Annotated in this window: 20 protein-coding genes, 1 tRNA gene and 1 riboswitch; of the genes, 13 read left to right on the top strand and 8 right to left on the bottom strand. The window is 67.8% G+C overall.

Features of this window, described 5'->3' with window-relative positions; all coding sequences use genetic code 11:
- The first annotated feature begins 2 nt into the window (after positions 1–2).
- Positions 3–1,163: a globin domain-containing protein gene (locus tag AC4EEV_RS14785; RefSeq protein ID WP_491329305.1), complete on the top strand. Its 1,161-nt coding sequence runs from the start codon at positions 3–5 to the stop codon at positions 1,161–1,163.
- 97 nt (positions 1,164–1,260) lie between these two features.
- Here AC4EEV_RS14785 and AC4EEV_RS14780 read toward each other — a convergent pair whose 3' ends face one another.
- The gene (locus tag AC4EEV_RS14780; RefSeq protein WP_491329304.1) at positions 1,261–3,087 is read right to left on the bottom strand and encodes a phosphoenolpyruvate carboxykinase (GTP); all 1,827 of its coding nucleotides are present in this window, start codon (positions 3,085–3,087) and stop codon (positions 1,261–1,263) included.
- Between the two features lie 277 nt (positions 3,088–3,364).
- Between AC4EEV_RS14780 and AC4EEV_RS14775 the strand changes: the two genes are divergently transcribed.
- From AC4EEV_RS14775 to AC4EEV_RS14755, 5 genes are all read left to right on the top strand, one after another.
- Positions 3,365–3,441: transfer RNA gene (locus AC4EEV_RS14775), tRNA-Arg, on the top strand.
- Between the two features lie 76 nt (positions 3,442–3,517).
- A complete protein-coding gene (locus tag AC4EEV_RS14770; protein ID WP_491329303.1) occupies positions 3,518–4,972 on the top strand; it encodes a dihydrolipoyl dehydrogenase family protein in 1,455 nt (484 codons plus the stop codon).
- Positions 4,973–5,039: 67 nt separating this feature from the next.
- Entirely contained in the window at positions 5,040–5,789 is a 750-nt protein-coding gene (locus AC4EEV_RS14765) for a P-loop NTPase family protein (RefSeq protein ID WP_491329302.1), read from the top strand.
- Complete coding sequence (locus AC4EEV_RS14760) at positions 5,786–7,822, top strand: YhgE/Pip domain-containing protein (protein WP_285320561.1); 2,037 nt, start codon at positions 5,786–5,788, stop codon at positions 7,820–7,822. The genes AC4EEV_RS14765 and AC4EEV_RS14760 overlap by 4 nt, the downstream gene beginning before the upstream one ends.
- Positions 7,819–8,463, top strand: a complete 645-nt coding sequence (locus AC4EEV_RS14755) for a TetR/AcrR family transcriptional regulator (RefSeq protein ID WP_285320560.1) — start codon at positions 7,819–7,821, stop codon at positions 8,461–8,463. Before AC4EEV_RS14760 ends, AC4EEV_RS14755 begins: the two co-directional genes overlap by 4 nt.
- A gap of 601 nt (positions 8,464–9,064) precedes the next feature.
- Here the strand turns inward: AC4EEV_RS14755 and AC4EEV_RS14750 are convergent.
- Positions 9,065–10,069: an EamA family transporter gene (locus AC4EEV_RS14750; protein WP_491330895.1), complete on the bottom strand. Its 1,005-nt coding sequence runs from the start codon at positions 10,067–10,069 to the stop codon at positions 9,065–9,067.
- A 73-nt stretch (positions 10,070–10,142) separates the two neighbouring features.
- Between AC4EEV_RS14750 and AC4EEV_RS14745 the strand changes: the two genes are divergently transcribed.
- Positions 10,143–11,087 (top strand): LysR family transcriptional regulator, encoded by a 945-nt coding sequence (locus AC4EEV_RS14745; protein WP_491329301.1) that lies wholly within the window; start codon positions 10,143–10,145, stop codon positions 11,085–11,087.
- On the opposite strand, the gene AC4EEV_RS14740 is transcribed toward AC4EEV_RS14745, so the two are convergent.
- From AC4EEV_RS14740 to AC4EEV_RS14730, 3 genes are all read right to left on the bottom strand, one after another.
- Positions 11,065–11,592 (bottom strand): SixA phosphatase family protein, encoded by a 528-nt coding sequence (locus AC4EEV_RS14740; RefSeq protein ID WP_026264758.1) that lies wholly within the window; start codon positions 11,590–11,592, stop codon positions 11,065–11,067. The genes AC4EEV_RS14745 and AC4EEV_RS14740 overlap by 23 nt on opposite strands.
- A gap of 89 nt (positions 11,593–11,681) precedes the next feature.
- Complete coding sequence (locus AC4EEV_RS14735) at positions 11,682–12,545, bottom strand: winged helix-turn-helix domain-containing protein (RefSeq protein WP_018762395.1); 864 nt, start codon at positions 12,543–12,545, stop codon at positions 11,682–11,684.
- A 571-nt stretch (positions 12,546–13,116) separates the two neighbouring features.
- On the bottom strand, positions 13,117–14,046 hold the full coding sequence (locus AC4EEV_RS14730; RefSeq protein ID WP_491329300.1) for a hypothetical protein: 930 nt from the start codon (positions 14,044–14,046) through the stop codon (positions 13,117–13,119).
- A 229-nt stretch (positions 14,047–14,275) separates the two neighbouring features.
- Here AC4EEV_RS14730 and AC4EEV_RS14725 point away from each other — a divergent pair, with 229 nt between their 5' ends.
- The 6 genes from AC4EEV_RS14725 to AC4EEV_RS14700 all read left to right on the top strand — a co-directional run bounded on the left by AC4EEV_RS14725 (position 14,276) and on the right by AC4EEV_RS14700 (position 23,227).
- Positions 14,276–15,016: a response regulator transcription factor gene (locus AC4EEV_RS14725; RefSeq protein WP_387457721.1), complete on the top strand. Its 741-nt coding sequence runs from the start codon at positions 14,276–14,278 to the stop codon at positions 15,014–15,016.
- Positions 15,017–15,029: 13 nt separating this feature from the next.
- Entirely contained in the window at positions 15,030–16,505 is a 1,476-nt protein-coding gene (locus AC4EEV_RS14720; protein ID WP_109044753.1) for a sensor histidine kinase, read from the top strand.
- Positions 16,506–16,587: 82 nt separating this feature from the next.
- Positions 16,588–18,015: a bifunctional glycosyltransferase family 2/GtrA family protein gene (locus tag AC4EEV_RS14715; RefSeq protein WP_491329299.1), complete on the top strand. Its 1,428-nt coding sequence runs from the start codon at positions 16,588–16,590 to the stop codon at positions 18,013–18,015.
- A complete protein-coding gene (locus tag AC4EEV_RS14710) occupies positions 18,012–20,126 on the top strand; it encodes a glycosyltransferase family 39 protein (protein ID WP_491329298.1) in 2,115 nt (704 codons plus the stop codon). Before AC4EEV_RS14715 ends, AC4EEV_RS14710 begins: the two co-directional genes overlap by 4 nt.
- 6 nt (positions 20,127–20,132) lie before the next feature.
- Entirely contained in the window at positions 20,133–22,208 is a 2,076-nt protein-coding gene (locus tag AC4EEV_RS14705) for a glycosyltransferase family 39 protein (RefSeq protein ID WP_491329297.1), read from the top strand.
- A 145-nt stretch (positions 22,209–22,353) separates the two neighbouring features.
- A riboswitch (cyclic di-AMP (ydaO/yuaA leader) is annotated at positions 22,354–22,514 on the top strand.
- Positions 22,515–22,519: 5 nt separating this feature from the next.
- Entirely contained in the window at positions 22,520–23,227 is a 708-nt protein-coding gene (locus AC4EEV_RS14700) for an aggregation-promoting factor C-terminal-like domain-containing protein (RefSeq protein WP_026264763.1), read from the top strand.
- A 67-nt stretch (positions 23,228–23,294) separates the two neighbouring features.
- Here AC4EEV_RS14700 and AC4EEV_RS14695 read toward each other — a convergent pair whose 3' ends face one another.
- The 3 genes from AC4EEV_RS14695 to AC4EEV_RS14685 are packed head-to-tail and all read right to left on the bottom strand — an operon-like array spanning position 23,295 to position 25,192.
- Positions 23,295–23,696 carry a glyoxalase superfamily protein gene (locus AC4EEV_RS14695; RefSeq protein WP_109044757.1) on the bottom strand — a complete coding sequence of 134 codons (402 nt, stop codon included), beginning with the start codon at positions 23,694–23,696 and terminating at the stop codon, positions 23,295–23,297.
- Between the two features lie 44 nt (positions 23,697–23,740).
- Positions 23,741–24,376: a uracil phosphoribosyltransferase gene (gene upp / locus AC4EEV_RS14690; protein ID WP_109044758.1), complete on the bottom strand. Its 636-nt coding sequence runs from the start codon at positions 24,374–24,376 to the stop codon at positions 23,741–23,743.
- Positions 24,377–24,388: 12 nt separating this feature from the next.
- Positions 24,389–25,192 (bottom strand): phosphatase PAP2 family protein, encoded by an 804-nt coding sequence (locus tag AC4EEV_RS14685; RefSeq protein ID WP_243835555.1) that lies wholly within the window; start codon positions 25,190–25,192, stop codon positions 24,389–24,391.
- Between the last annotated feature and the right edge of the window lie 49 nt (positions 25,193–25,241).

Below are 25,241 nucleotides of genomic sequence, written 5' to 3'. Positions count from 1 at the left end.
AGATGCTCTCGGACAAGTCCCGCCCCGTCATTGAGGCCACCCTGCCGCTGGTCGGCTCCAGGATCGGATCCATCACCCCGAACTTCTACGCCCGTCTTTTCGCGGCCCACCCCGAGCTGATGGATGGCCTGTTCAGCCGCTCCAACCAGCGCTCCGGGAACCAGCAGCAGGCCCTCGCCGGGAGCATCGCAGCCTTCGCCACCCACCTGGTCAACAACCCGGGCACCCTGCCGGAGACGGTCCTTTCCCGCATCGCCCACCGGCACGCCTCCCTGGGCATCACCGAACCGCAGTACCAGGTGGTCTACGAGCACCTCTTCGCGGCCATCGCCGAAGACCTCGCCGAGGTCATCACCCCCGAGATCGCCGAAGCCTGGACCGAGGTGTACTGGCTGATGGCGGACGCCCTGATCAAGCTCGAAAAGGGCCTCTACGCCGCGCAGGCCAACGACAAAATGTGGACGCCCTGGCGGGTGGCAGCCAAGGCACCGGCAGGAACCGGGTCCATGACCTTCACCCTGGAGCCGGCCGACGACACCCCGGTCACCGCAGCCCTGCCCGGGCAGTACATCAGCGTGAAGGTGGCGCTCCCGGACGGCCTGCGGCAGGTGCGGCAGTATTCCCTCTCCGGCGGTGCCGGCACCAGCCGGACCTTCACCACCAAACTCGACGACGGCGGCGAGGTTTCCCCCGTGCTGCACCACACCGTCCAGGTGGGCGACGTCGTCGAGATTTCCAACCCTTACGGTGAGATCACCCTCAAGGACGGCGACGGCCCGGTGGTCCTGGCCTCCGCGGGCATCGGCTGCACCCCCACGGCGTCCATCCTGCGGTCGCTGGCCGAGTCCGGCTCTGACCGGCAGGTGCTGGTGCTGCACGCGGAAAGCACCCTGGACAGCTGGGCCCTGCGCAGCCAGATGACCAGCGACGTCGAGCGCCTGGACGGCGCAGAACTGCAACTCTGGCTGGAGCAGCCGGTGGACGGCACCAGGCAGGGCTTCATGTCCCTGCGCGAAGTGGACCTCCCGGCCGATGCGTCCCTCTACCTCTGCGGCCCGCTGCCGTTCATGAAGAACATCCGCAACGAGGCCATCAACGCGGGCATTCCCGCCACCAGGATCCACTACGAGGTCTTCGGCCCGGACATCTGGCTCGCGAGCTGAATCCACCGCGCGGCCCGCTCCCGGGCCCACGGGACGACGACGGCCCCGCACCTTCCGGAAAACGTGCGGGGCCGTCGTAGTACTTATGAAGGGCAGGTCAGCCCAAGCGGGCCTTCAGGCCTGCCAGTTCGGACTGCAGGGCTTCGGGCAGCGAGCCGCCGAAGTTGGCGAACCAGTCTTCAATGGAGGCCAGCTCGGTGGCCCACTCGGCAGGATCGACCTTGACGGCCTCCTCAACCTGGGCAGCCGTCATGTCCAGGCCTTCGAGGTCGATGGCCTCGCCGGTGGGTACGTAGCCGATGGGGGTTTCGACGGCGTCTGCCGTGCCTTCGAGGCGCTCGATGGCCCACTTGAGGACGCGGGCGTTGTCGCCGAAGCCGGGCCAGGCGAAGCCGCCCTGGGAGTTCCGGCGGAACCAGTTGACCAGGAAGATCTTGGGCAGGCGCTCCGGGTTTGCCTTGGCGGACAGGTTTACCCAGTGGTTCAGGTAGTCGCCTGCGTCGTAGCCGATGAAGGGCAGCATGGCCATGGGGTCGCGCCGGACCACACCGACCGCGCCGGCGGCGGCCGCGGTGGTTTCGGAGGAAAGGGTGGAGCCCATGAAGATGCCGTTGGACCAGCTGCGGGCCTCGGTGACCAGGGGAATGGTGGTCTTCCGGCGGCCGCCGAACAGGATGGCGGAGAGCTCCACGCCGTCCGGGCTGAAGTACTCCTCGGCCAGCATGTCGATCTGGTCGATCGGGGTGCAGAAGCGGGAGTTCGGGTGGGCTGCGGGCTTGTCCGAGTCGGGCGTCCAGGAGTTGCCCTGCCAGTCGGTGAGGTGCGCCGGGGTTTCCTCGGTCATGCCCTCCCACCACACGCCGCCGTCGTCGGTCAGCGCCACGTTCGTGAAGATGCTGCTGCCCTTGGCGATGGCCCGCATGGCGTTGGGGTTGGTGCCCCAGCCGGTACCGGGTGCCACGCCGAACAGGCCGGCCTCGGGGTTGACGGCCCGCAGCTCGCCTTCCTTGCCGAACCGCATCCAGGTGATGTCGTCACCGAGGGTTTCAACCTTCCAGCCCTTGATGGTGGGATCCAGCAGGGCGAGGTTGGTCTTGCCGCAGGCGGAGGGGAAGGCCGCGGAAATGTGGTACGTCTTCTGCTCGGGGGAGGTCAGCTTGAGGATGAGCATGTGCTCTGCCAGCCAGCCTTCGTCGCGGGCCATGACGGAGGCGATGCGCAGGGCGTAGCACTTCTTGCCCAGCAGCGCGTTTCCACCGTAGCCGGAGCCAAAGGACCAAATGGAGCGCTCTTCGGGGAAGTGGACGATCCACTTGTCCGGGTTGCACGGCCACGGGACGTCATCCTGGCCCGGTGCCAGCGGCGCGCCCAGGGAATGCAGGGCCGGGACGAAAAAGGCGTTGGTCTCGGTGATCCGGTTCAGGACATCCGTGCCAATGCGGGCCATGATGCGCATGGAGGCAACAACGTAGGCGCTGTCAGTGATTTCCACGCCAAACTTGGGGTCCTCGGCATCCAGGTGGCCCATGACGAACGGGATGACGTACATGGTGCGGCCGCGCATGGAACCGGCGAAGAGCCCGCGCAGCTTGTCCTTCATCTCGCGCGGGTCCATCCAGTTGTTGGTGAAGCCGGCGTCACGCCTGTTTTCCGAGCAGATGAAGGTCTGCTCCTCGACGCGGGCAACGTCGGCGGGATCCGAGAACGCGGCGAAGGAATTGGGGAACAGGTCCTGGTTGAGGCGCGTGAGCGTTCCGGCAGCGACGAGCTCGTCGGTCAGGCGGGTGTTTTCCTCTTCGGACCCGTCAACCCAGTAGATGCGGTCCGGCTGCGTAAGCTCAGCAACCTCTTCGACCCATGCCAGCAAGCCGGCATGTGTGGTGGGTGCTTTCTCAAGCAGCGGCTTCTGCGCCAGATCGCCCATTGCAGTTCCCTTCCTCGGGTTCATCGGTGTGAGCTAAATGCTATGGTCCGGACCACTGGAGTTTTTTGGGAGCTTGACTGACATCTCCGGTCACGAAAAGTGAATTCCGCGGAAATTCAAGGAATTTTTACCGCAGAATCGCGAATTAAGTGACAAAGGTCACCTATACCGGTCTAGTTGCCGAGATTACAAGGGTTTCGATTTGGCACTACGGCCCCGGCTCGCGTAAAGTAATTCGAGGTTCGGGGAGAGCGGTTCTTCACCCGGGACACGGAATGCGCCCATAGCTCAGCTGGATAGAGCGTCTGTCTACGGAACAGAAGGTCAGGGGTTCGAATCCCTTTGGGCGCACCAACAAGGTCCGCACCGGCTCGCCGGTGCGGACCTTTTTTGTACCCTCCAGTCGCCGCGTCCCGGCTAGGCTGTGCACATGATGCCCGAGGCCGCTGAGCGCGAATTTGATGTTGTTGTTATCGGCGCAGGCGCCGTAGGTGAAAACGTGGCGGGCCGCGTGGTCCAGGCGGGCCTGAGCGCCGTCATGGTGGAAGCGGAACTTGTTGGCGGTGAATGCTCCTACTGGGCATGCATGCCATCCAAGGCACTGCTCCGGCCCGGCACCGCCCTGCATGGGGCGCAGACCACCCCCGGCGCCAAGGAAGCCGTCACCCGAACCCTGGACGCCGCCGCCGTCCTGGCCCGCCGCAACTACTTCACGTCCAACTGGCAGGACGACAGCCAAGTCAGCTGGGCGAAGGACACCGGCATCGAGCTGGTGCGCGGCCACGGCTGGCTGACCGGGCCCAAGGCGGTTGAAGTGGCGGGCCTGGATGGGGCGCAACACCTGCTGCGGGCCAGGCACGCGGTGGTCCTGGCCACCGGGTCCACCCCCAACAACCCTCCCATCGAGGGGCTGGAGGACGTGCAGGTCTGGGGCACCCGGGAAGCGACCTCCGCGGCTGAGATCCCCGAACGCCTCACGGTCCTGGGCGGCGGAGTGGCCGGCACGGAGCTCGCGCAGGCCTTCGCCCGCCTGGGCTCGAGCGTTACCCTGGTGGCGCGCAGCGGCCTGCTGGGCACCTTCCCGGAGGAAGGGGCGGCGCTGGTTGCGGCGGGATTGCGGGCAGACGGCGTGACCCTCCGGCTGCATACGGCCACCGAACGGATCAGCGCAAACGAGGACGGCACGCTCACCGTCAGCCTGGGCGACGGAACCACCGTCACGGCAGAAAAGGTCCTGGTCTCCACCGGCCGGCACCCGGCGCTGGAAGGCCTCGGCCTGGAAAGTGTCGGCTTCGAGCCCGGAGAATCGGGCCACCTGAGCCTGTCCACGGACACCACCGGCCTCGTCGAAGGGACCCCCGGCGACGACGACTGGCTGTACGCCGTGGGGGACGCCGCCGGGAAGAACCTTTTCACCCACCAGGGCAAGTACGAGGCCCGCGCCACCGGTGACGCCATCGCCGCCCGGGCCACGGGCGGGCTCAAGGGAGCCCCGGGCGACTGGACCAGCTGCGCCCAGACGGCCAACCAGCACGCCGTACCCAGCGTCGTCTTCACGGATCCGGAACTGGCGAGCGTGGGGCGCACGCTGGAATCTGCCAGGAAGGACGGCTACAACGCCTCGTCCGTGGAGCTGCCCATCCAGGTGGCCGGTTCCTCCCTGCACTCCGAGAACTACGAGGGGTGGGCGCAGCTGGTGGTTGACGAAGACCGCAAAGTCCTCCTGGGCGCCACCTTCGCCGGGCCCGATGTGGCCGAGCTGCTCCACGCGGCCACCATCGCGGTAGTGGGCGAAGTTCCGCTGGACCGGCTATGGCACGCAGTCCCTTCCTACCCGACCATCAGTGAGGTCTGGCTGCGGCTGCTGGAGAAGTATGGCCTGTGAGTCTTATTTGAACTGACCGGTCAGTTTGGTTAGTCTTGATGCAGACTTCTTCTGCGAAAGGCAAGCCTTGCTCTCAGCACACCAGCTCCAGGCCAAAGGACGCCGGGACCCGCTGCTTCCTCCCACGTCCCTGACGGTTGCGCGTGGCGAGCTGCTGCTCGTTGCCGGCGGCCGGCAGGACCAGCGCACCGCGCTGGCACTCCTGCTCAGCGGCAGGATGAAGGCCACTGGCGGCGGGCAGCTCAGCTGGGACGGCAACTCCCGGACCAAGCAGCTCCGCCTCGCCGCGGCCCTGGTGGACTCCCCCGGCGTCAATGAGCCGGAGGAACACCTCAGCGTCCGCGACCTGGTCACCGAGGACCTGGCCCTGATCCCCCGCCGCTACCGTGGCGCCCTGCTCAGCCGGCCCTGGCTCAAGGTCAACCGGTTCGAGGACATCGCGGACCTGTGGACCGAACAGCTCGAGCCGCGGCGGCGGCTTGAGCTGCTCACGGCGCTGGCCCTCGCCAACCCGGGCACCGACCTGCTGGTGATCGACTCCCCTGACCGGCACAGTGCGGATGACCTCACCTGGCTGCCGCGCCTCCAGGCGTTGGCATACGACGCCGGGCGCCCCCTCGCCGTCGTAGCGGCCGTCAGTGCCGTCCCCGCCTCGTGGGACGGACCGGTCGCCCACATCGGCAACGAGGCACCCGAACCCGCGCCGGAACGGATACCCGAAACCGAACCCGATACCCCGGGCGGCAAGCACTCAGCGGAGTCCGCGCCTGACCGGGAAAACCAGGAAACCGAACTCGAAACCGAGGTTGCCAAGTGACTGTCCTGCGGCTGGCCCGCTCCGAACTCAAGCGCATGACCGGCGGTCTGCTGCCCAAGCTGACCATCCTGGCGCTGACCATGGTCCCGCTGCTCTACGGTGCGGTGTACCTGTACGCGAACTGGGATCCTTACGGGCACCTCAACAGCCTCGACGCCGCACTGGTGGTCGAGGACTCCGGCGCCACCGCTGCCGACGGCACCCGGCTGGAGGCCGGAACCAAAGTGGCGGACAGCCTGGTGGAGGGCAACGTGTTCCACTGGGTTCCGGTGTCCAGCTCAACGGAGGCCGACGCCGGAGTCAGCAGCGGCCAGTATGCCTTCGCCCTGAAGATCCCCAAGGATTTCTCGGCAAACCTGGTCTCGCCGGGCAGCTTTGATTCCGCGAGCCAGGCCATGCTGAACGTCACCACGAACGATGCCAACAACTACCTGTTGAGCACCATCGTGGACAAACTGACCACGGCCGTCCACACCACGGTGGCCAAGGAGGTTGGGGAGGAGACCGCCAACCAGCTGCTCACCGGCTTCGGCACCATCCACAGCAAGATGGTTCAGGCCGCGGACGGCGCCGCCCAGTTGGCCGACGGAGTGGCCACCCTCAGGGACGGAACGGTCACCCTCCACGAGGGCACCACGGCCTTGAGCAGCGGCGCCGACCAGTTGTACGCCGGCCAGCTGAAGCTGCGGGACGGCGCCAACCAGCTGACCGACGGCGCGGGGCAGCTCAGCAACGGATTGTCCACGCTGAAGGACAAGACCGCCACGCTGCCCTCCGATACCCAAACGCTTGCCTCCGGCGCGGCCCAGGTGGCTGCCGGGAACGCCCAGCTGAACACCAAGGTCCAGGATGTGGCGTCCCAGCTGGAAGCAGCCGACCAAGGACTGCGCGCCCGGGTGGTGGAGTCCAACAGCAGGCTGGTCGCCTCGGGTGTCCTGACCCAGGAACAGGCTGACAAGGTATTGGCTGATTTCGATGCCGCCGCAGCGTCCAGCCCTGTGGCAGCAGCCAAGGCCAAGATCCAGACGGACGCCGAACAGGTCCAGCAGCTGGCCGACGGCTCCCAGGCGGTCAGCGTCGGCGCAGCCCAGCTGGCTGCCGGGATGCCGGCCCTGAAGGACGCCATCGGGCAGGCATCGGCCGGGGCGAACCAGCTGCACACAGGGGCCGCAGCGCTGGCGACCGGTGAGCAGTCTGCCGTCGACGGCGCCTCCGGCCTTGCGGACGGGGCGCGGAAAGTGGACGCCGGCGCGGCCCAGCTCGCCGATGGTGCGGGCCAGGCCGCCACCGGCTCCCGTACCCTGGCCGACGAGATCGGAAAGGGTGCCGGCCAGGTTCCCAACCCGGACGACACACAAAAGAGCAACCTCTCCCAGGTGATGGCCGATCCTGTGGCGGTCAGCAATGTCTCGCAGGCCAAGGCCGGTTCCTACGGCGCAGGGCTGGCACCGTTCTTCCTCACGCTCGCCCTGTGGATCGGGATCTTCATGCTGATCCAGGCGATGCGGCCCATCACCCAGCGGGCCCTGGCCTCGAACGCGCCCTCGTGGAAGATCGCGCTGGGCGGCTGGCTGCCGTTCCTGCTGGTCTCGGTGGTGCAGGCGTCCCTGCTGACCCTGGTGGTGGATGTGGCGCTGGGGTTGAACCCGGCGCACCCGGTCCTGATGTGGCTGTTCCTGCTGGCCGCGGCGATGGCGTTCAGCGCCCTCATCCAGGGGATCGTGGCCCTGTTGGGCTCCCCGGGCAAGCTCGTGGTGCTGATCCTGCTGGTCCTGCAGCTGGTGTCCTCCGGCGGCACGTTCCCGTGGCAGACCACCCCGGAGCCGCTGCATGCTGTGCACCAGGTCCTCCCCATGGGTTACGTGGTGACCGGGATGCGGCACCTGATCTACGGCGCGGACCTGTCCATGATTGTTCCCACCCTGGTTGGCCTGCTCGGGTACACAGTACTGGGCGCCGCCCTGTCCACCCTGGCGGTGCGCAAGAACAAGTACTGGACACTCAAGACGCTGAAACCGGAGATTGCCGTATGACCACCGAACCCCAGGCCGGGGCAAAAGCGCTCCGGCCTGCCCGGACCAACGCCACCCGCCAGAAACTCTTCGACGCCTCCATGGAGCTCATTGGCGAACGCGGGGCGGCCAACGTCACGGTGGACGAGATCGCCGCGGCGGCCGGAGTGTCCAAGGGCACGGTCTATTACAACTTCGGCAGCAAATCCGAGCTGATCGCCCAGTTGCTGCGGCACGGGGTGGACATCCTCAAGGCACGCCTGCTTGAGGCCGCTGACGGCGGCAGCGGCCGGGACCCGCTGCTGGCCATGGAAGCGATGATTGGCCAGGCCATGGACTTCATGGCCGAATACCCTTCCTTCGCCCGCCTGTGGGTCAGCGAGAACTGGCGGATCCCCAGTGAATGGCAGGGCACCTTTGCGGTCCTGCGCGGGGAGCTCCTCGCGGTCATCGGCCAGGCCGTGGAAAGCGTGGCCGCGGCGTATCCGGTGGATGGCTCGGTGTCCCGGGGCAGCCTGGAGACAGCCATCTTCGGCGCCTGCTTCGTGGTGGGCCTGGACCGGCAGACCTACAATCCTGAGCGCACCCGTGACCAAAGTGTTGCAGCAATCATGGCTATCATGCGCGGCTACGTCCTGGGGGAGGCCGCTCCTCGGGGATGATGGAGCACATGCGCCATACCGGAAAGAGCGGAAAATTTGCGGTGATCTGCGGCGTCGTCGCCGCCGGGCTCCTGGTGCTCACGGGGATGACCCTTGCGGAGCCGGTGTTCGTCGCGTTCCTTGGCGTGCTGGCGCTGGCGTACCTGGCTGCGGTGGCCGAAATCGTGGTCCGCCGCCGGCGCTTCGCCCTGCTCGCTGCGGGGACCGGAACTGCCCTTGCCCTCGGCTTTTCCCTGGCGTTCCTCAGCACTTGGACGCTGGCGTACGACGACCAGTCCTCCTTCCTGGGCACCCCGCTGCCCACCCGCGACCCGGACAACTACTTCCTGGGCGCCGGGGTTGCGGCCGTCGCGACTTTCGGAATCCTCTTCCTGGGCGCGCTCTGGCCGGGCCGGCGGCGTGCAGCACCGGTCCGCAGGCCGGCCGGAACCACCAGGCGCCCGGCGGCCGCACCACGGACGGGCACCCGGGCCACATTGCAGGGCACCGCACCGCAGCGCACCCCCTCACAGCGGTCCGGTCCGCCCCGCAGCCCACGCGGTGCCGCACCACGGGCCGGCCAGGCGTCCGGGGCACAATCCGGCGCCCAGGCGTCCCCCGGTCAGCGGACGTCCGCCTCCCGCGCTCCCGTCCGGGGGACGTCGGCGGCAGCCAAGCGGCCGTCGTCGTCCGTGTCTCCGGCGCCCAAACCGGCACCACGGCCCGGCAGCGGCTCAGCCCCGCGCCGCTGACGGCGCCCGCCCGCTCCGGTAATCACCGCCGTCGCGACGCCGCCCAGGAGGAGCAGGCCGCCCGCCAGTTCCGTTGCCGACGGCACCTCGGCGAGGACCAGCCACGCCGTGCTCATGCCCACCACCGGGACCAGCAGCGTGAAAGGCACCACGGCCGACGACGGGTGGCCGGCAAGGAGCCGGTTCCAGATGCCGTAACCCACCAGCGAGGCAAAGATTGCCGTGTACAACGCGCTGAGCACGGTGGGCATCTGCAGCGTTGCCAGTGATTGCCACACCGTATCCGGCCCGTCCACCAGCAGGGACAATGCCCCCAGCGGAAGCGGGACCACAGCCCCGGACCAGACCACCAATCCCAGGCCGGAGGCGGCTTTGGCCTTCCGGGCCAGGACATTCCCGGCGGCCCATGACAACGCCGCGGCCAGGACAATCACCAGCGGGAGGAGCGGTGCCACGGCGCTGCGTCCTGCCGCCACGACGGCGAGCCCGGCGACGCCCAGCACCACGCCCGCCAGTTGACGCCGGCTGGGGCGTTCGCCCAGGAAGCCCGCGGCAAGGAGGACGGTCAGCAGGACTTGCGCCTGCAGGACCAGGGACGCGAGCCCCGCGGGCATGCCCAGTGCCATGGCCAGGTACAGGAGGCCGAACTGGCCCGCGCTCATGAAGAGGCCGACGCCGAGGATAGCCTTCCAGCTGATGTCCGGTTTCCTGATGAAGAAGATCCAGGGGAACACCACCAGGACGAAGCGCATGGCGACGAACAGCAGCGGCGGGAAGTCGTGGCCGCCGGCATGCAGCCCGAGGTCGATGGCCACGAAATTCAGGCCCCACAACAGGGCGACAAGGACGGCAAGCAGGGAATCGCGCAGGTTCACATCCCATACTCTGACAGCACAGCGGATGAAGCACCAGCGCTGGTTTGTACCGTAAATCATGTACCTTTGCTTCATGATTGATATCGGTTCCCTGCGGGCCCTCGCAGCGGTGGAGCAGCACGGCTCCGTCATTGCAGCTTCGGAAGCCATGGGGTTCAGCCCATCGGCCGTGTCCCAACAGGTGAAGAAGTTGGAGAAGGAGGCCGGCTTCGCGGTGTTGGAGCGCCGGGGCCGTGGCGTCCTGCTCACGGAACGCGGACTGGCCCTGGCGGCATACGGGCGGCGCATCCTGGCCGAGCTGGAGGAACTGCAGTCCACGCTCCTGGCAGATCCGGCCAAGCCCAGCGGCAGCCTCCGGGTGGTGTCTTTTTCCACGGCCTGCCGCGGACTGGTGGGCCCGCTGCTGGCACAGCTCGAAGAGTCAGGCGCGGCGCTGAGCGTCGCCGTCCTGGCCGAGGATCCGCGGGAAGCCGTGGCCCGGGTGGCCAACGGGGAGGCGGACCTCGGCCTGGTGCACAACTGGAATTCGGTGCCGCTGGTGATCCCGGAGCATCTGACGCTCGAGTGGCTCTGCGAGGATGTGGCGGACGTCCTGGTGCACCGCAGCCATCACCTTGCGGGGCGCCCTGCGGTTGCCCCGGCGGAGCTTGTTGACGAAAGGTGGATCAGCACGCCGGCGGGGGCCATCTGCAACGAAGCCCTGCTGCGGATTTTTGCGGATTTGGGCCGGGTGCCGGACATCCGGGTTTACGATCCCGATTTCGCGACGCATATTGCGATGGTGGAGCAGGCGGTGGCGGTGGCGCTTGTTCCCCGGCTGGGGCGGCCGGCACTCCCCCGGGATGTGGTGGCCGTTCCGGTGGTCAACCCGGTCCAGGCCCGCCAGGTTGGGCTCATCCATCGCAAGACCATGACGGCCAGCCCCGGCATCAGGCACGTTGCGGGCCTGCTGCGGGAGATTGCCGGCAGCAGGGTGACCACGGGCGCGGTTGCCGCTAGTGGGCCCGGGGAACTTTGAACCGGGTAATCCGGGCATCTTGCCCATCCAGTTCCGCCCAGGGCTTTTCCGTCTCCAGCACGGTCAGCGCATTGGTGGGGAAGCGGGTGGCGGCGTCCATGTAGGCGTCGTGGTCGGAGTCCCGCGAGGCGAGGTGCATTGCCAGGTCCTGCACGCCGGGCAGGTGCGCGATCAGCATCAGTGTGGTCACGGTGTCCGGCACGTGGTTGACCACGGTGAGCATCCGCTGCGCTGAGGCCGCATACAAGCCGTCTTCAAGCTTGGGCGTGGGTGCCTTGTCCCCCAGCTCGGAGCAGACCCAGGTGCACGTCTGCCGGGTGCGCAGGGCGCTGGAGCACAGGATGAAGTCGGGGACAATGTTGTGCTTGAGCAGCCACCGCCCGGCGAGCGGCGCTTCCCGGTGTCCGCGCTCCTCGAGCGGCCGCTCATGATCGGCCACCCCGCCCGGCCAGTCGGCCTTGGCATGGCGCATGATCACGAGGCGTCGAACATGGTGCGAACTCATGGCCCAAGCCTATCCAAACCAGCAGGCCACGAAGGATGTCCTGCGAAAGCGTGCCCGCCGCACTGGGCAGGCACGTTTGGGTCCGGGAGCTAGATCGAGTATTCCGGAGCGGCCCAGACAACGACCTCGGGGTGCTCGTAGAACCGGTAGCCCTGGCCGCGGACCGTGCGGACGGTATTGGCAAGGCGGCCCAGCTTGGAACGGAGGCGCCGGATGTGGACGTCGATGGTGCGCTCGTTGGGCACCTCTTCGGCGTTGCGCCACAGCCCTTCGAGCAATTCGTCGCGGCCCACGGTGCGGGTGCCGTTCTCGACGAGGTAGTTCAGGAGTTCAAACTCCTTGAATGTGAGGTTCAGGGATTCACCGTCGAGGTGGACTTCGCGGCGCGCGAGGTCGATCAGGACACCGGAGGGGCGCGGTTCCTGCGGCTGGGCAGGACGGGCGGCCTCGGTGCGCTGGCGGGAGTTGACCGTGGGGTCGCCGAACGTGGAACGGACGACGTCGAGCGCGGAACCGGGGGTGCCGGCCGGAGCTACCGCAACGGCGGCGTAGCTCTCGGCGCCGGAGACCAGCGACTGGGCGTAGGCACGGATTTCCTGGGCGAGCTTGGCGATGGAGGTACCGGCTGCTGCCGCGGTCTCCTCATCGATCCCCATGTACAGGACGAACCCGCGGGCCACGTTGTCATTGGCCACCGGGCGGACAGCATTCGGGCCGGCCACCACGGGCGTGGGGGCCGTGACCGGAGCGGCCTCTGCAGGCTGCACGGCGCGGAGCTGGCCGTAGGAGTTCGGGTTGTATCCCTGCGGGGCGTAGCCCTGCGCGGGGAAGGCGCTTCCGGAAGTGGGAGCAAGCGACGGGCGGGGCCCGAAACCGGGGCGCAGGCCCGAGGGCTGGCCTGCCTTGGCGGCGTTACGGACGGAGATGTGGACGTATCCGGATGCAACTGACATGGAATGCTTACCTCAATGTGAATGGCCGTGTTCGCGGCTCGAATGCTGGATTCCCCGTAGACGCGGACCGGGGAGGGGCGCCCGACGCTGGGCTGGGGGGCGAATGCCTAAGAACTTCAGGGGTGCGAAGGTCAGGCGTGCATTCGACAACAGCGCATGTCGGCAGCAGCGGATGTGCTGGGCCAATATTCTGCGGCTGCAGGTGCTGTTGAGTTCTTGTTCACATTGGAAGTGTGCAGCGTAACAATGCCAACTTGCAAGTAACAATGGACCAATTCGTCCACATGGTGAGACAAAACTGCCGATTGTGCTTTAGATCACTATTTCGAGATGGGGAAATAATAACGTTCGTTATCCGGAGAAGAGTCTCGGTTAGCCGGTCATTCGGAAGATAATTCGATAGAGGGCTAATTCTCCGAATCTCCCCGAAATTCAATCGCTTGACATAGAATCGGCCGGACGACTGCGCGCCATGTCCAGTCCCGGCCCTGCCGGCGGCAGATTTTTTTGCCCGGACGGCGGGCGTGGGCCGGCGGCAGGACCTGCCTGGGAGTGGTACGGCATGCTTGGGTCAGTTGCTGCTGGTTCCGGTGCCGGCCGAGGTACCGGCACCTGCGGTGGCAAGCTGGATGGCCTGGGCGGTGTAGGAGTCACCATCCTTGAGCGCGGTCACGCGAACGCTGGCCCCTGCGGTCACGTTGGACAGGCTGAGGGTGCTTCCGGTGGATGTGCCCCCGCGCTGCCTCATCCCCTGTGTGACCTGCACATCGGAGCCCACGGCATAGGTGCGGGCGAAGCCGTCCTCGCTCTTGACCGTCAGCGACGTGGCCGATACATCCGTCACGGTGCCCGCCTGGCCGGCCATGGTCACATAGTTGGAACCTTCCAGGACCACATACTCGGAGTGGATGGCAGCGGTTAGGCCGGCCGCCCCCATCCCCAAGCCCCCTGGGCCCCCGTCCATGCCCATGCCGCCGGCCGCGCCGCCGTTGGTACCGGACTGGGTGCCCGGCCCGACCATGCCGTTCTGCCCGCCGGGTCCGAACTGGCTGGCCGCGCCCGCGCCCTGGGCGTTGGCTGCCGTGCCCGAGCCGTTTCCGGCCGCGTACGCGCCGGCGCCGGCCGCTGCACCCAGGACCACGGCCGCGCCGCCGACCAGGAGTCCCTTCTTCGCCGTCCAGGCGCCTTTCGGCCCGCGGGACGCCGAGGCGGAAGCGTACTGCTGCGGTGCGCCCCAGCCAGTGCCTGCGCTGTACGCGTGGCCGGACGCGGGCGGAGCACCCCATCCTGCCGACGGCGGACCTTCGGGCGCTCCCCAGCCCTGCGCAGGCTGCCCCTGCCCGACCGTTTCGTAGTCTCCCCTGCCCTGGTTGCCCGGGACGTCCCGGTCGTGGGCCGCCGCGCCGTGGCCGCTGCCCTCTGGTGAGCCTCCCCAGACGGGGGCCGGCTGCCCGTTCTGCCCTGACCTGCCCGGGGCTGGCTGGTTGTTGTGCTCGTCCATTGTCATTCTCCAAAAAAGTCGAAACTGATGGTGGTGATGCTGGTTGTTCCAACAGGTTCTGCCGAATTGCTGTGCAGAGGCTGTGCAGCAGGCCACCTCCGCCTGTGACCTGCACGCTTTCCCCTGCCTGGTTAGCCTGGCCGCGGGTCCAGGTGGCTAGGCTGGAGCTCACAGCTGGAACACAGCAACGGCAAAGCACCGGCACACCGGTAGATCGGAGAGTTGTCCCATGGCATCCCCGCACTCCATGACCAACAACCTGCCCCAGCTCACCCACCCCGACGGCTCTCCGATCCGGGCCCTGGTGGTGGATGACGAACCCAGCCTGTCGGAGCTGATGAGCATGGGACTGCGCATGGCGGGCTGGTCCGTGGCCGTAGCCGGGGACGGACCCACGGCGGTCAAGCTTGCCAAGGACTTCCATCCGGACGTCCTGGTGCTCGACGTCATGCTGCCGGGGTTCGACGGCGTGGAACTGCTGGGCAGGATCCGCGCCTTCGCGCCCGAGGTGCCCGCACTGTTCCTGACCGCAAAAGACGACGTCCAGGACCGGATCGTGGGGCTGGCCGCCGGCGGCGACGACTACGTGACCAAGCCCTTCAGCATGGAGGAAGTCCTGCTGCGTCTGCACCGCCTGGTCCAGCGCTCCGGCGTGGCCGCCATGGATACGGCCGAACTGGTGGTGGGCGACCTGGTCCTCAACGTGGACACCCGGGAGGTCACCCGGGCCGGGGAGGAAATCCAGCTGACGGCCACACAGTTTGAACTCCTCCGCTACCTCATGGAAAACCCCAAGCGCGTGGTGAGCAAGGCCCAGATCCTGGACCACGTGTGGGACTACGACTTTGGCGGCCAGGCGAACATCGTGGAGCTGTACATTTCCTACCTGCGCAAGAAGCTCGAAGCCAACCATCCGCCCATGATCCATACCGTGCGCGGCGCCGGCTACGTCATCAAACCCGCAGACTAGCCAAAGGAAACGCGTGTCTCTTTCCGGTGTTCCCCGGCCCACCGGCCGCTCGTGGTTCAACCCGGCCACCTGGCATCTTCGGACCCGCCTGATCCTGCTCTCGATGGCCCTCCTGGTGGCCATCTCGAGCGCAATCGGCGTGGTCAGCTACGCCTCAATGGACGTCGTCCTTTCCAAGCAGTTGGACGAGCAGCTGACCATGGCGTCACGCGGCCGCCCGCCCGAAGGCAATCCCTCGGGCCGTCCGGATCCGCTCGACGCGCGGGGTCAAAGCGTGGGAACACTCAATGCCAGGGTGGTGGGTGGCCAGATCACGCGGGAAGCAGGTTTCCTGTCCGCGGATTTCACCCGCACGCCGCTGACTTCCCGGGACACAGCCACCCTGCAGGCCCTACCCCGTGACGGCAGCCCGGTTGACCGGGAGCTGTCCAACGGCGACTACCGGCTCATGGCAACACAGACCCCGTACGGCGACGTGGTGATCACCGGGCTGCCGCTGGCAACCAAGGAAAGCACCGAGGCCTCGCTGGTGTTGACGATGGTGCTGGTGTCACTGGGCGGCCTTGTCCTGATCGGGCTGGCCGGCACGGCCTTGATCCGCCGGACCATGCGGCCGCTGGAGCAGCTCTCCGACGTCGCCACCAAGGTTTCCAAGCTGCCGCTCGACGCCGGCGAGGTAGCCCTGGCGGTGCGTGTCCCGCCGTCGGCAGCGCATCCCACCACGGAAGTGGGCAGCGTGGGGCACGCGCTGAACCTCATGCTGGACAACGTCTCCAGCGCTCTCGAAGCCCGGCAACGGAGTGAGATGAAAGTGCGCCAGTTCGTGGCGGACGCCTCCCATGAGCTCCGGACCCCATTGACCGCCATCCGCGGATACACCGAGCTGATGCGCATGACCGAAACCCTCACCGAGGACGGCCAAAAGTCGCTGGGCAGGGTGCAAAGCCAGTCTGAGCGCATGACCGCCCTGGTGGAGGACCTGCTGCTGCTGGCCCGGCTGGATGAGGGCAAGGCGACCGAAACCACCGATGTGGACCTCACCCAGCTGGTGATCGAAACCGTCAGCGACGAAAAGGTCATGGCACCGGACCACACCTGGCAGCTGACGTTGCCCGATGAACCGGTAACCGTCCGCGGCGACACCACCCAGCTCCACCAGGTCCTGGCCAACCTGCTCTCCAACGCCAGGAAGCACACGCCGGCCGGCACCACCGTCACCACCGGGGTCATGCGCTCCGCCGACGGCAGCGTGGTGGTCACGGTCACCGACGACGGCCCCGGCATTCCCGCCGAGTTCCAGGGCAACATCTTCTCCCGGTTCACCCGGGCCGATGCCTCCCGCTCAGGCTCCGAAGGATCGTCCGGGCTGGGGCTTTCGATCGTCGAATCCATCGTCGCGGCCCATGGCGGCACCGTGGAACTCGCCTCCCGGCCGGGCAGGACCGAGTTCGCCGTCCGCCTGCCGGCAGCGGCAACCGCCACCTCCTGACTGCGAGCGCCGGCCGCACTTACACAGGCACGTCACAGGTTGCGCCTAAAGCCCTCAAATACGGCGGCGCCACTCTTGATTCATGACGCTCACCGACTCCACTTCAGGAACCCTGCCGGACGCCGCGGTGGCGCCGGTGGGCATTCCATCACGGGGGCGCGCCGGACGGCGCGCCCCCGTGGACACCCGCACCACCGCGCCGGTCCTCGACGTAACCATCCCGGTCTTCAACGAGGAACGCGACCTGGAGGAATGCCTCCGCAGGCTTCACGCCCACTTGCTCGATTCCTTTCCGCACGCGTTCCGGATCACCGTGGCGGACAACGCCAGCACGGACGGCACCTTGAAGATCGCCGAACGCCTGGCCCGGGAGTTCCCCGAACTCGCGGTGGTCCACCTCGACGAAAAGGGCCGCGGAAATGCACTGCGCAAGGTGTGGCTGGCGTCGCCGTCGCCGGTCCTGGCCTACATGGACGTGGACCTCTCCACCGACCTTGCGGCCCTGGCACCACTGTTGGCGCCGCTGATCTCCGGCCATTCGGACCTTGCCATCGGCACCCGGCTGACCCGCAACTCCCGCGTAGTCCGCGGACCCAAGCGGGAATTCATCTCGCGCGGCTACAACCTGATGCTGCACTCCTTCATGGGTGCCCGGTTCAGTGACGCACAGTGCGGGTTCAAGGCGATCCGCGCAGACGTGGCCCAACAGATCCTTCCGTACACCGTGGACAACTCCTGGTTCTTCGACACCGAGCTCCTGGTCTTGGCGGAGCGGTGCGGCCTGCGCGTCCATGAGGTTCCCGTTGACTGGATCGACGACCCTGATTCAAGCGTTGACGTGCTGCGGACGGCGCTGGCGGACGTCCGGGGCATGGCACGGCTCACCCGCGACCTGCTCTACGGCCGCATCCCGGTTCCGGAGCTGCGGGCAGCCCTGGCGCGGGGGCCGCTGCCCGCCTCGTCCCGGGCGGCCGAGCAAACCCGCGGCAGCAGCCTGTTTGGCCAGTTGGTGCGCTTCGCCGCCATCGGTGCCGCGTCGACCCTGGCCTACCTGGCGATCTTCGCGTCCTGCCGCAGCTTCATGGATCCCCAACTTGCCAACTTCCTGGCCCTGCTGATCACGGCCGTGGCCAACACGGGAGCCAACCGGCGCTTCACGTTCGGCATCCAGGGCGGCAACCCGGTCCGCCACCACTTTGAGGGGCTGATCGTGTTCGGCATCGGCCTGGTGCTCACCTCGGGTGCGTTGGCACTGGTGCACAGGACGACGACGCCGGACCGGTGGGCGGAAATCCTCACCGTCGTGGCGGCGAACCTCGCCGCCACCGCCGTGCGGTTCCTGCTGTTCCGGCTCTGGGTCTTCCGGGAGCGGGCGCCGCGTACAGCACCCTCCACGCGCCCCGGTCCTTGGACAGGCCCTGGACCGGCAACACCATCCGCCGGAACCCCCGCAGCTTCGTCCGCCGACGACACGACCGCCACCGCCTCCACAGAAACGGCAGCATCATGACCTCCACCTTTTCCCCGGCAGGCGCCGGATCGACCACCGAATCAACCGCCGGTCCACAGCACCGGTCAGGTTCCGCAGTTTCCTCTGCCGGCCCCGCACAGCCTGGATCGCGCTGGGCCCGCTACGCCTTCGGCGGCCAGCCCCGCTGGGTGCGGCCCTCGGCCGCAGGCCTCCTGGTGGCCACGGCAATCCTGTACCTCTGGAACCTGGCCGCCACCGGCTTCGGAAACTCCTTCTATGCCGCTGCCATCCAGGCGGGCACCAAGGACTGGACGGCACTCCTCTTCGGATCGCTCGACGCCGGAAACGCCATCACCGTGGACAAGCCGCCCGCCGCGCTCTGGATCCCGGCCCTGGCGGGCCGTATCTTCGGCTTCTCGTCACTGAGCATGCTGGTGCCCGAAGCGCTCATGGGAGTGGCCGCCGTCGGCTTCCTGTACCTCGCTGTGAAGCGGGTTTCCGGTCCGGTGGCAGGCCTCCTGGCCGGCGGCGCCCTCGCACTGACGCCCGTGGCGGCGCTGATGTTCAAATTCAACAACCCGGACGCCATGCTCACCCTCTGCCTGGTGCTGGCGGCGTACTTCACCACCCGGGCCATCGAACGGGCCGGATGGAAGTGGCTGGTGGCGGCGGGGGCCGTGATAGGCCTGGCGTTCCTCAGCAAGATGCTGCAAGGCTTCCTGGTGGTTCCCGCGCTTGGACTTGCCTACCTGTGGGCTGCCCCCACACCGCTGGGACGCCGGCTGGTCCACTTGCTCGGCGCGCTGGGCGGGATCATCGTGGTGGCCGGCAGCTACGTTGCCCTTTTCCAGCTGACGCCGGCCTCCGAACGGCCGTACATGGCCGGGTCCACCACCAACAGCTTCCTGGAACTGACCTTCGGCTACAACGGCCTGGCCCGCATCACCGGTTCGGGTGAAGGGATGCCCGGAGGTGGAGCCGGCGGCCCGGGCGGCGGTGCGGCGGGCGGCTTCGGCGGCGGAAATGCGGGATTCGGCGGCGCGGCCGGCCTGCTGCGGATGTTCGGGAGCAGCTTCGGCGGCGAGGTGTCCTGGCTGCTGCCTGCCGCCCTGGTGCTGCTGGTGGCAGGCTTGTGGTTCACCCGCCGCGAAACGCGCACGTCCCGGAGCCGCGCGGCCTTGATCCTGTGGGGCGGCTGGCTGCTGGTCACCGCGGGCGTCTTCAGCTTCATGAGCGGCATCGTCCACCCCTACTACTCGGTGGCACTGGCACCGGCCATCGCCGCGCTGGTGGGCATCGGCGCGGCGGAACTCTGGCGCGGCCGCGCGTACTGGCCGGCACGGACCACTCTTGCCGTCGTGGTCTTAGGCACCTCCATCTGGTCCTCGGTGCTGCTGGGCCGCGACGCGTCGTGGCTGCCGTGGTTGCGCATCGCCACCATCGTCCTTGGTGTCCTTGCCGCGGCCGCCATCCTCCTCCGCCTTGACGGCAAGGGCGCTGCGGGACGGTTCCGGCGCTCCGGGACGGCTGCCGTCGTCGTCCTCTCCTTGCTGGCCGGGGGCCTTGGAACGGCTGCCTGGACCTTGGCCACCGCCGCGTCCGCCCATTCGGGATCCATCCCGACGTCGGGGCCCGCAGGTTCGTCGGCGGGCGGTTTCGGCAACAGGGCTGCCGGCTTCCGGGACGACGCCGCGCTCCGTGGCGACCGGACCGACGGAACGGATGCGGCAGCCGGTGCCGGCGGTTTTGATCCCGCGAACGGAGCCGGCGGCTTCACCGGGGCCCCCGGAGCCGGCGGGGCGGGTGGTCCCGGCGAAGGCACCGCCGATGCAGCCGTGACCGCACTGCTCACCGGCACCACCACGAAGTGGTCGGCGATTGTCTCCGGGGCCAGCCAGGCCGCCAGCCTGGAACTGGCCACGAACACCAGCGTCATTGCCCTGGGCGGCTGGAACGGCGGCGACCCCTATCCCACGCTCGCCGAGTTCCAGGCCATGGTGGCCAGGGGTGAGATCAGCTACTTCATCGAAGGCGGCATGGGCGGCGGCATGGGCGGCCGGGGCGGCAACTCCGAGGTGGCCGCCTGGGTGCAAGCCAACTTCCAGGCCCAAACCGTGGGTAACTCCACGGTGTACCAACTCACCAAGTAGGACCCCATGGCCAGATCTAACTCCACTCCGGTGCAGGCTCCCTCCGCTCCCGCTGCCCCCGGCCCTGCTGCCTCCAGCCCTGCTGCCGCGGCCGGCGTGCGGCGGGAGCCCCCGGCCCTCCGGCACCGCCTGGAACTGGCAGCCGTGCTGGCAGCTACCGCCGTGCTGTACCTGTGGAACCTCGGGGCATCGGGCTGGGCCAACGCTTTCTACTCCGCCGCCGCCCAGGCCGGATCGCAGGACTGGGCGGCCTGGTTCTTCGGTTCCTCGGACGCCGCCAACTCCATCACGGTGGACAAGCCACCGGCGTCCCTGTGGATCATGGGGTTGTCGGTCCGGATTTTCGGCCTGAGCTCCTGGAGCATCCTGGTTCCTGAAGCCCTGATGGGCGTCGGCACCGCCTGGCTGCTGTACCTGGCCGTCCGGCGGGCCGCGGCACCGGCCACCGGTGACCCGCGCCTCGCCCACCGGGCAGGGCTGCTGGCCGCCGTTGCGCTGGCACTGACGCCCGTGGCCACGCTGATGTTCCGGTTCAACAACCCGGACGCCCTGCTGGTGCTGCTCATGACCGCCGCGGCCTATGCGGTGCTCCGCTCCGTGCAGGAGGACAGGCTGCGCTGGCTCCTGCTGGCAGGGGTTTTCCTGGGCTTCGGGTTCCTTGCCAAGCAGCTGCAGGTCCTGCTGGTGGTTCCCGGGTTTGCCCTCGCCTACCTGGTCGCGGCACCCGCCAGGCTGGGTCGGCGGCTGCTGCACCTGCTCGCCACCGGTGCCGCGATGCTTGCCGCGGCCGGCTGGTGGCTGGCCGTCGTGGAGCTCATCCCGGCTGCGGACCGTCCGTTCATTGGTGGTTCGCAGGACAATTCCATCCTGGAACTGACCCTCGGCTACAACGGCCTGGGCCGGCTGACAGGCGACGAGACAGGGAGCGTGGGCGGCGCCAACGGCTGGAGCGTTCCGGGGCTGCTGCGGATGTTCAACAGCGAATTTGGCGGCCAGATCGCGTGGCTGCTGCCCTCCGCACTGATCCTTGCTGCCGGCCTGCTGTGGGTGGGACGCCGGGCGCCGCGGACTGACGCCGTCCGGGCGTCGGTGCTCATCTGGGGTTCCTGGGTCCTGGTGACCGGCCTGGTCTTCAGTTTCATGGCGGGCATCATCCACCCCTACTACGCGGTGGCATTGGCACCGGGGATCGCAGCCCTGGCCGGCCTGGGCCCGGTACTTCTCTGGCAGCACCGGCGGCAGGCCGCCGCGGCGGTCTTCCTGGCCGCCGCAGTGGCCGCGGCAGCCCTGATGGCATTCACCCTGCTGGGAACCACATCCGCCTACGGCCCGTGGCTGCGCTGGGTGGTGCTGGCGGCAGGCCTTGCGGCCGCAGCAGGAACAGGGTTGAACAGGTTCATCCGCCTGCGCTCCGTGCAACGGACGACGACGGCGCTCGCCATTGCGGCATCGCTCGCCGGCCCGCTGGCCTTCTCCATGTCGACGGCGGCGACGGCGCACAGCGGGGCCATTGTCAGCGCCGGACCGGCGCCGTCGTTCGGCGGCCCGGGCGGGTTCGGCGGAAACCGGACCGGCGGGTTTGGCGCGGGCGGCACGTCCCGGCAGTTCAACGGCCAGGCCGGACAAGGCCAGGGTGCCGGCCAGGGCGGACAAGGCCAGGGGGCCGGCCAGGGCGGGGCAGCGCAGGGCGGTCAGGGTGCCACCGGTGGCCGCGCCGGCGGGATGGCCGGCCTTCTGGGTGCGCCCACGCCGTCGGCCGGGCTCGTGGCCGCGTTGAAGGACGGTGCCTCAAACTACACCTGGGCAGCGGCAGTAGTCGGTTCGAACAATGCCGCAGGTTACCAACTGGCCACGGAACTGCCGGTGATGGCCGTGGGCGGCTTCAACGGCACCGACCCCTCCCCCACGCTGGAACAGTTCCAAGCGCTGGTCTCCCAAGGCCGGATCCACTACTTCATTGCCGGCGGGACCATGATGTCCAGCAGCGGCTCTGACGCCTCCACCCGGATTGCACAGTGGGTGGAGTCCACGTTCCCGGCGCAAAACATTGGCGGGACCACGGTCTATATCCTGGCGGGATAACCCGGCGCCGGGGATCCGCCTGCAGCAAATCGACGCGCCATGATTCGTGACTTCCGTTACCCAAATGTGACTAATGCGCAATCTTCCTGTACCGTCGATTGGGTGCGGTCCCCGTTCGGGCCGCATATCCCGGGTTGACGCCAAGCTCTGCCGCTTCCCGGATTCCGCTTGAGCAACGGCAGAGGCGGGGGACCCACCGTCCCGGGCAATGATTGCCCTTGGGGTTAAGCCAGCACGTGTTTTTTCCGTGCGGCCGGATGCCCTCATCCGAACCCGACAGCTAACTCCGCAGGTGTGAGAGGCGATCAATCATGTCTAAATCCATGGCAAAACCATGCCTGCAAACCAAGGCAAAACATCGGGCCAAACCCCAGCCCGCCAAAAAGACCACCGTGGGCCGGCGTGTTGCGGTCCTCGCTGCATCATGCGCGGTGCTGGTTGGCGTTGGCGCGGCAGGCCAGGCGACCAACAGCATGACCCAGGCGTCGTCCACCGGGTCAAGCGCTTCCACGTCGGCGGCGGATGCCCAGATGAGCATCGAGAAGAGCGAAATCCGGTCCAACCCGGCCGCAAATCCTGCTCCTTCCGCCATCAGCGTGGCACCGCAGGCCGCGGAGCCGGCCCCCGCGCCCGCTCCCGCCGCCCCGCCGGCTGAAGCACCCGCACCTGCGCCGGCCCCCGCGCCTGAGCCTGCTCCCGCCGTCGCGGTTAACGATCCCGCGGGCGCCCAGGCCTACGCCGCCAGCCAGCTGTCCTCCTTTGGCTGGGGACCGGACCAGATGCAGTGCCTGCAGACGCTGTGGACCAAGGAATCCGATTGGACCACCACCGCCACCAACGCCAGCAGCGGCGCGTACGGCATCGTCCAGTCGCTGCCGGCGGAGAAGATGGCCAGCGCAGGCGCCGACTACCTGACCAACTACCGCACGCAGATCAACTGGGGCCTGGACTACATCAAGAAGAGCTACGCCTCGCCCTGCGGTGCGTTGAACTTCCACCTGGCACACAACTGGTACTAGGCACCACCAGCACCGGGCGCAACGCAAACCGCGGGCCGCATCATGTCGATGCGGCCCGCGGTTTGCGTTAACCGGCGCCCTGGACGTCGCCCGGCCCGGCGTTCCGCCAGGGGATGTACTGGACAGACCACTTGTTGCCGTCCGGATCGGCGAAGTACAGGAAGTGGCCCCACTGCTGTACATCCACGTCGCTGACGTCCACGCCGTTGCCCTTGAGCTGGCGGTGGGCAGCCTCGATGTCGCTGACCACCAGCTGGAGGTTGGATCCTGTGCCGGGCGGAGCGTCGGTGAGCCCTTCGCCGATGCAGATGGAGCAGGCGGAGCCGGGTGGCGTCAACTGCACGAAGCGGATCGACTCCGACGGGCGTTCGTCGTAGTCGGCGTTGAAGCCAACCTTGTTAACATAGAAATCCTTGGCGCGGTCCACATCGGATACAGGGACAAAGACGAGTTCAAGTTTCCAGTCCATCCGCACAGGCTAGCGGCGGGAACGGTTTTGAAAAAGGGTGGAACCTACCCGGCGATCCCGTACAGGCGGTCGCCGGCGTCGCCGAGGCCGGGAACAATGTAGGACTTCTCGTTGAGCTTCTCGTCGATGGAGGCCAGGACGATGTGCACGTTCGCGTCGCCCAGTTCCTCCTCCAGCTTGGCCAGGCCCTCCGGGGCTGCCAGCAGGCAGATGCAGGTGACGTCGGAGGCGCCGCGCTTGAAGAGGAACTTGATGGCCTCACGCAGGGTTCCGCCGGTGGCCAGCATCGGGTCCAGGACGAAGACCTGGCGGCCGGTGAGGTCCTCGGGGAGGCGCTCGGCATACGTGATGATGTCCAGGGTTTCCTCGTCCCGGGCCATGCCCAGGAAGCCCACCTCGGCGGTGGGCACCAGCTTGGTCATGCCTTCCAGCATGCCCAGGCCGGCGCGCAGGATGGGAACTACCAGCGGCGTGGGCTTGGTGAACGCGGTGCCGACCGTGGTGCTGACGGGCGTTTGGATGGTGACGGGCTCGGTGCGGACCTCCCGCGTGGCCTCATAGGCCAGGAGGGTCACCAGCTCCTCCGTCAGCTGGCGGAAGACCGGCGACGGCGTGTTTTTGTCCCGCAGGACGGTGAGCTTGTGGGCGACCAGGGGGTGGTCAACAACGAGAGTGCGCATCCCCTAAAACTATCATCCGGCGCTGCCTTTGCCGGGTCCGGAGTGTTCGCCGTCGTGCAGCTCCTCGGCCACCACGTCCCGGACGATGGGACGGTCGAACGACGGCGCCGCACCCACGTGTTCCCGCCTGCGGACAATGTGGAACAGCCGGTGGGCCATAATCACCACACCCACCCAGGTGAGCCCCAGCAGCCAGCCCGCCATGACATCCGTGAGCCAGTGGTGGCCCAGGAAAACCCTGCTCAAACCCATGGCGATGATGAACACCGCGCCCGCCGTGATGGCCAGGACCCGGACGCGCATGGCGTGGAACTGGAGGCAGATCAGGTACACCACCAGGCTGATCACCACGGTGGTGTTCAGGGTGTGCCCGCTCGGGAACGACGGGGAATCCTCATACGGCGGAACGGCGTCTGCGTGATCCGGGCGCGTGCGTCCCACCAGCTTCTTGCCGAAGGTGGTGGCGGTAATGGACACGGCAGCGGCTCCACCGATCAGGACCAGCGGACGCCAGTTGCGGCTGAGGAAGGTCAGCCACGCGGTGAGGATGCTGGCCAGGATGGGCATTCCGATGCCACCGCCGATATTGGTGAACCCGGTAACGAACGCGTCGAGCCCGGGGCTGCGGAGGCTCTCGGACAGGGCCAGCGCCGGCTTGTCCAGGTTGGCCAGCCCGGCGGAGTCCACCACGTCGTCATACACCTCGGCGCCCAGCAGGGCGAGGGAGACGATGACAACACCGCCCACGAGGATGGTGAGGACCAGCGCCGCGTAGGGTTTGAACCAGGTCCCCAAGCGGTCCCGAAGCGTATCCATGGTGCCTCCCGGCATCGGTAAGTAACCTGAGTATCCCCGAAACTATCAT

The organism is Pseudarthrobacter sp. MOO14 (assembly GCF_058267675.1).
Note: the sequence above shows the minus strand (reverse complement) of the source record. Positions and strands in the feature narration are given on the sequence as shown.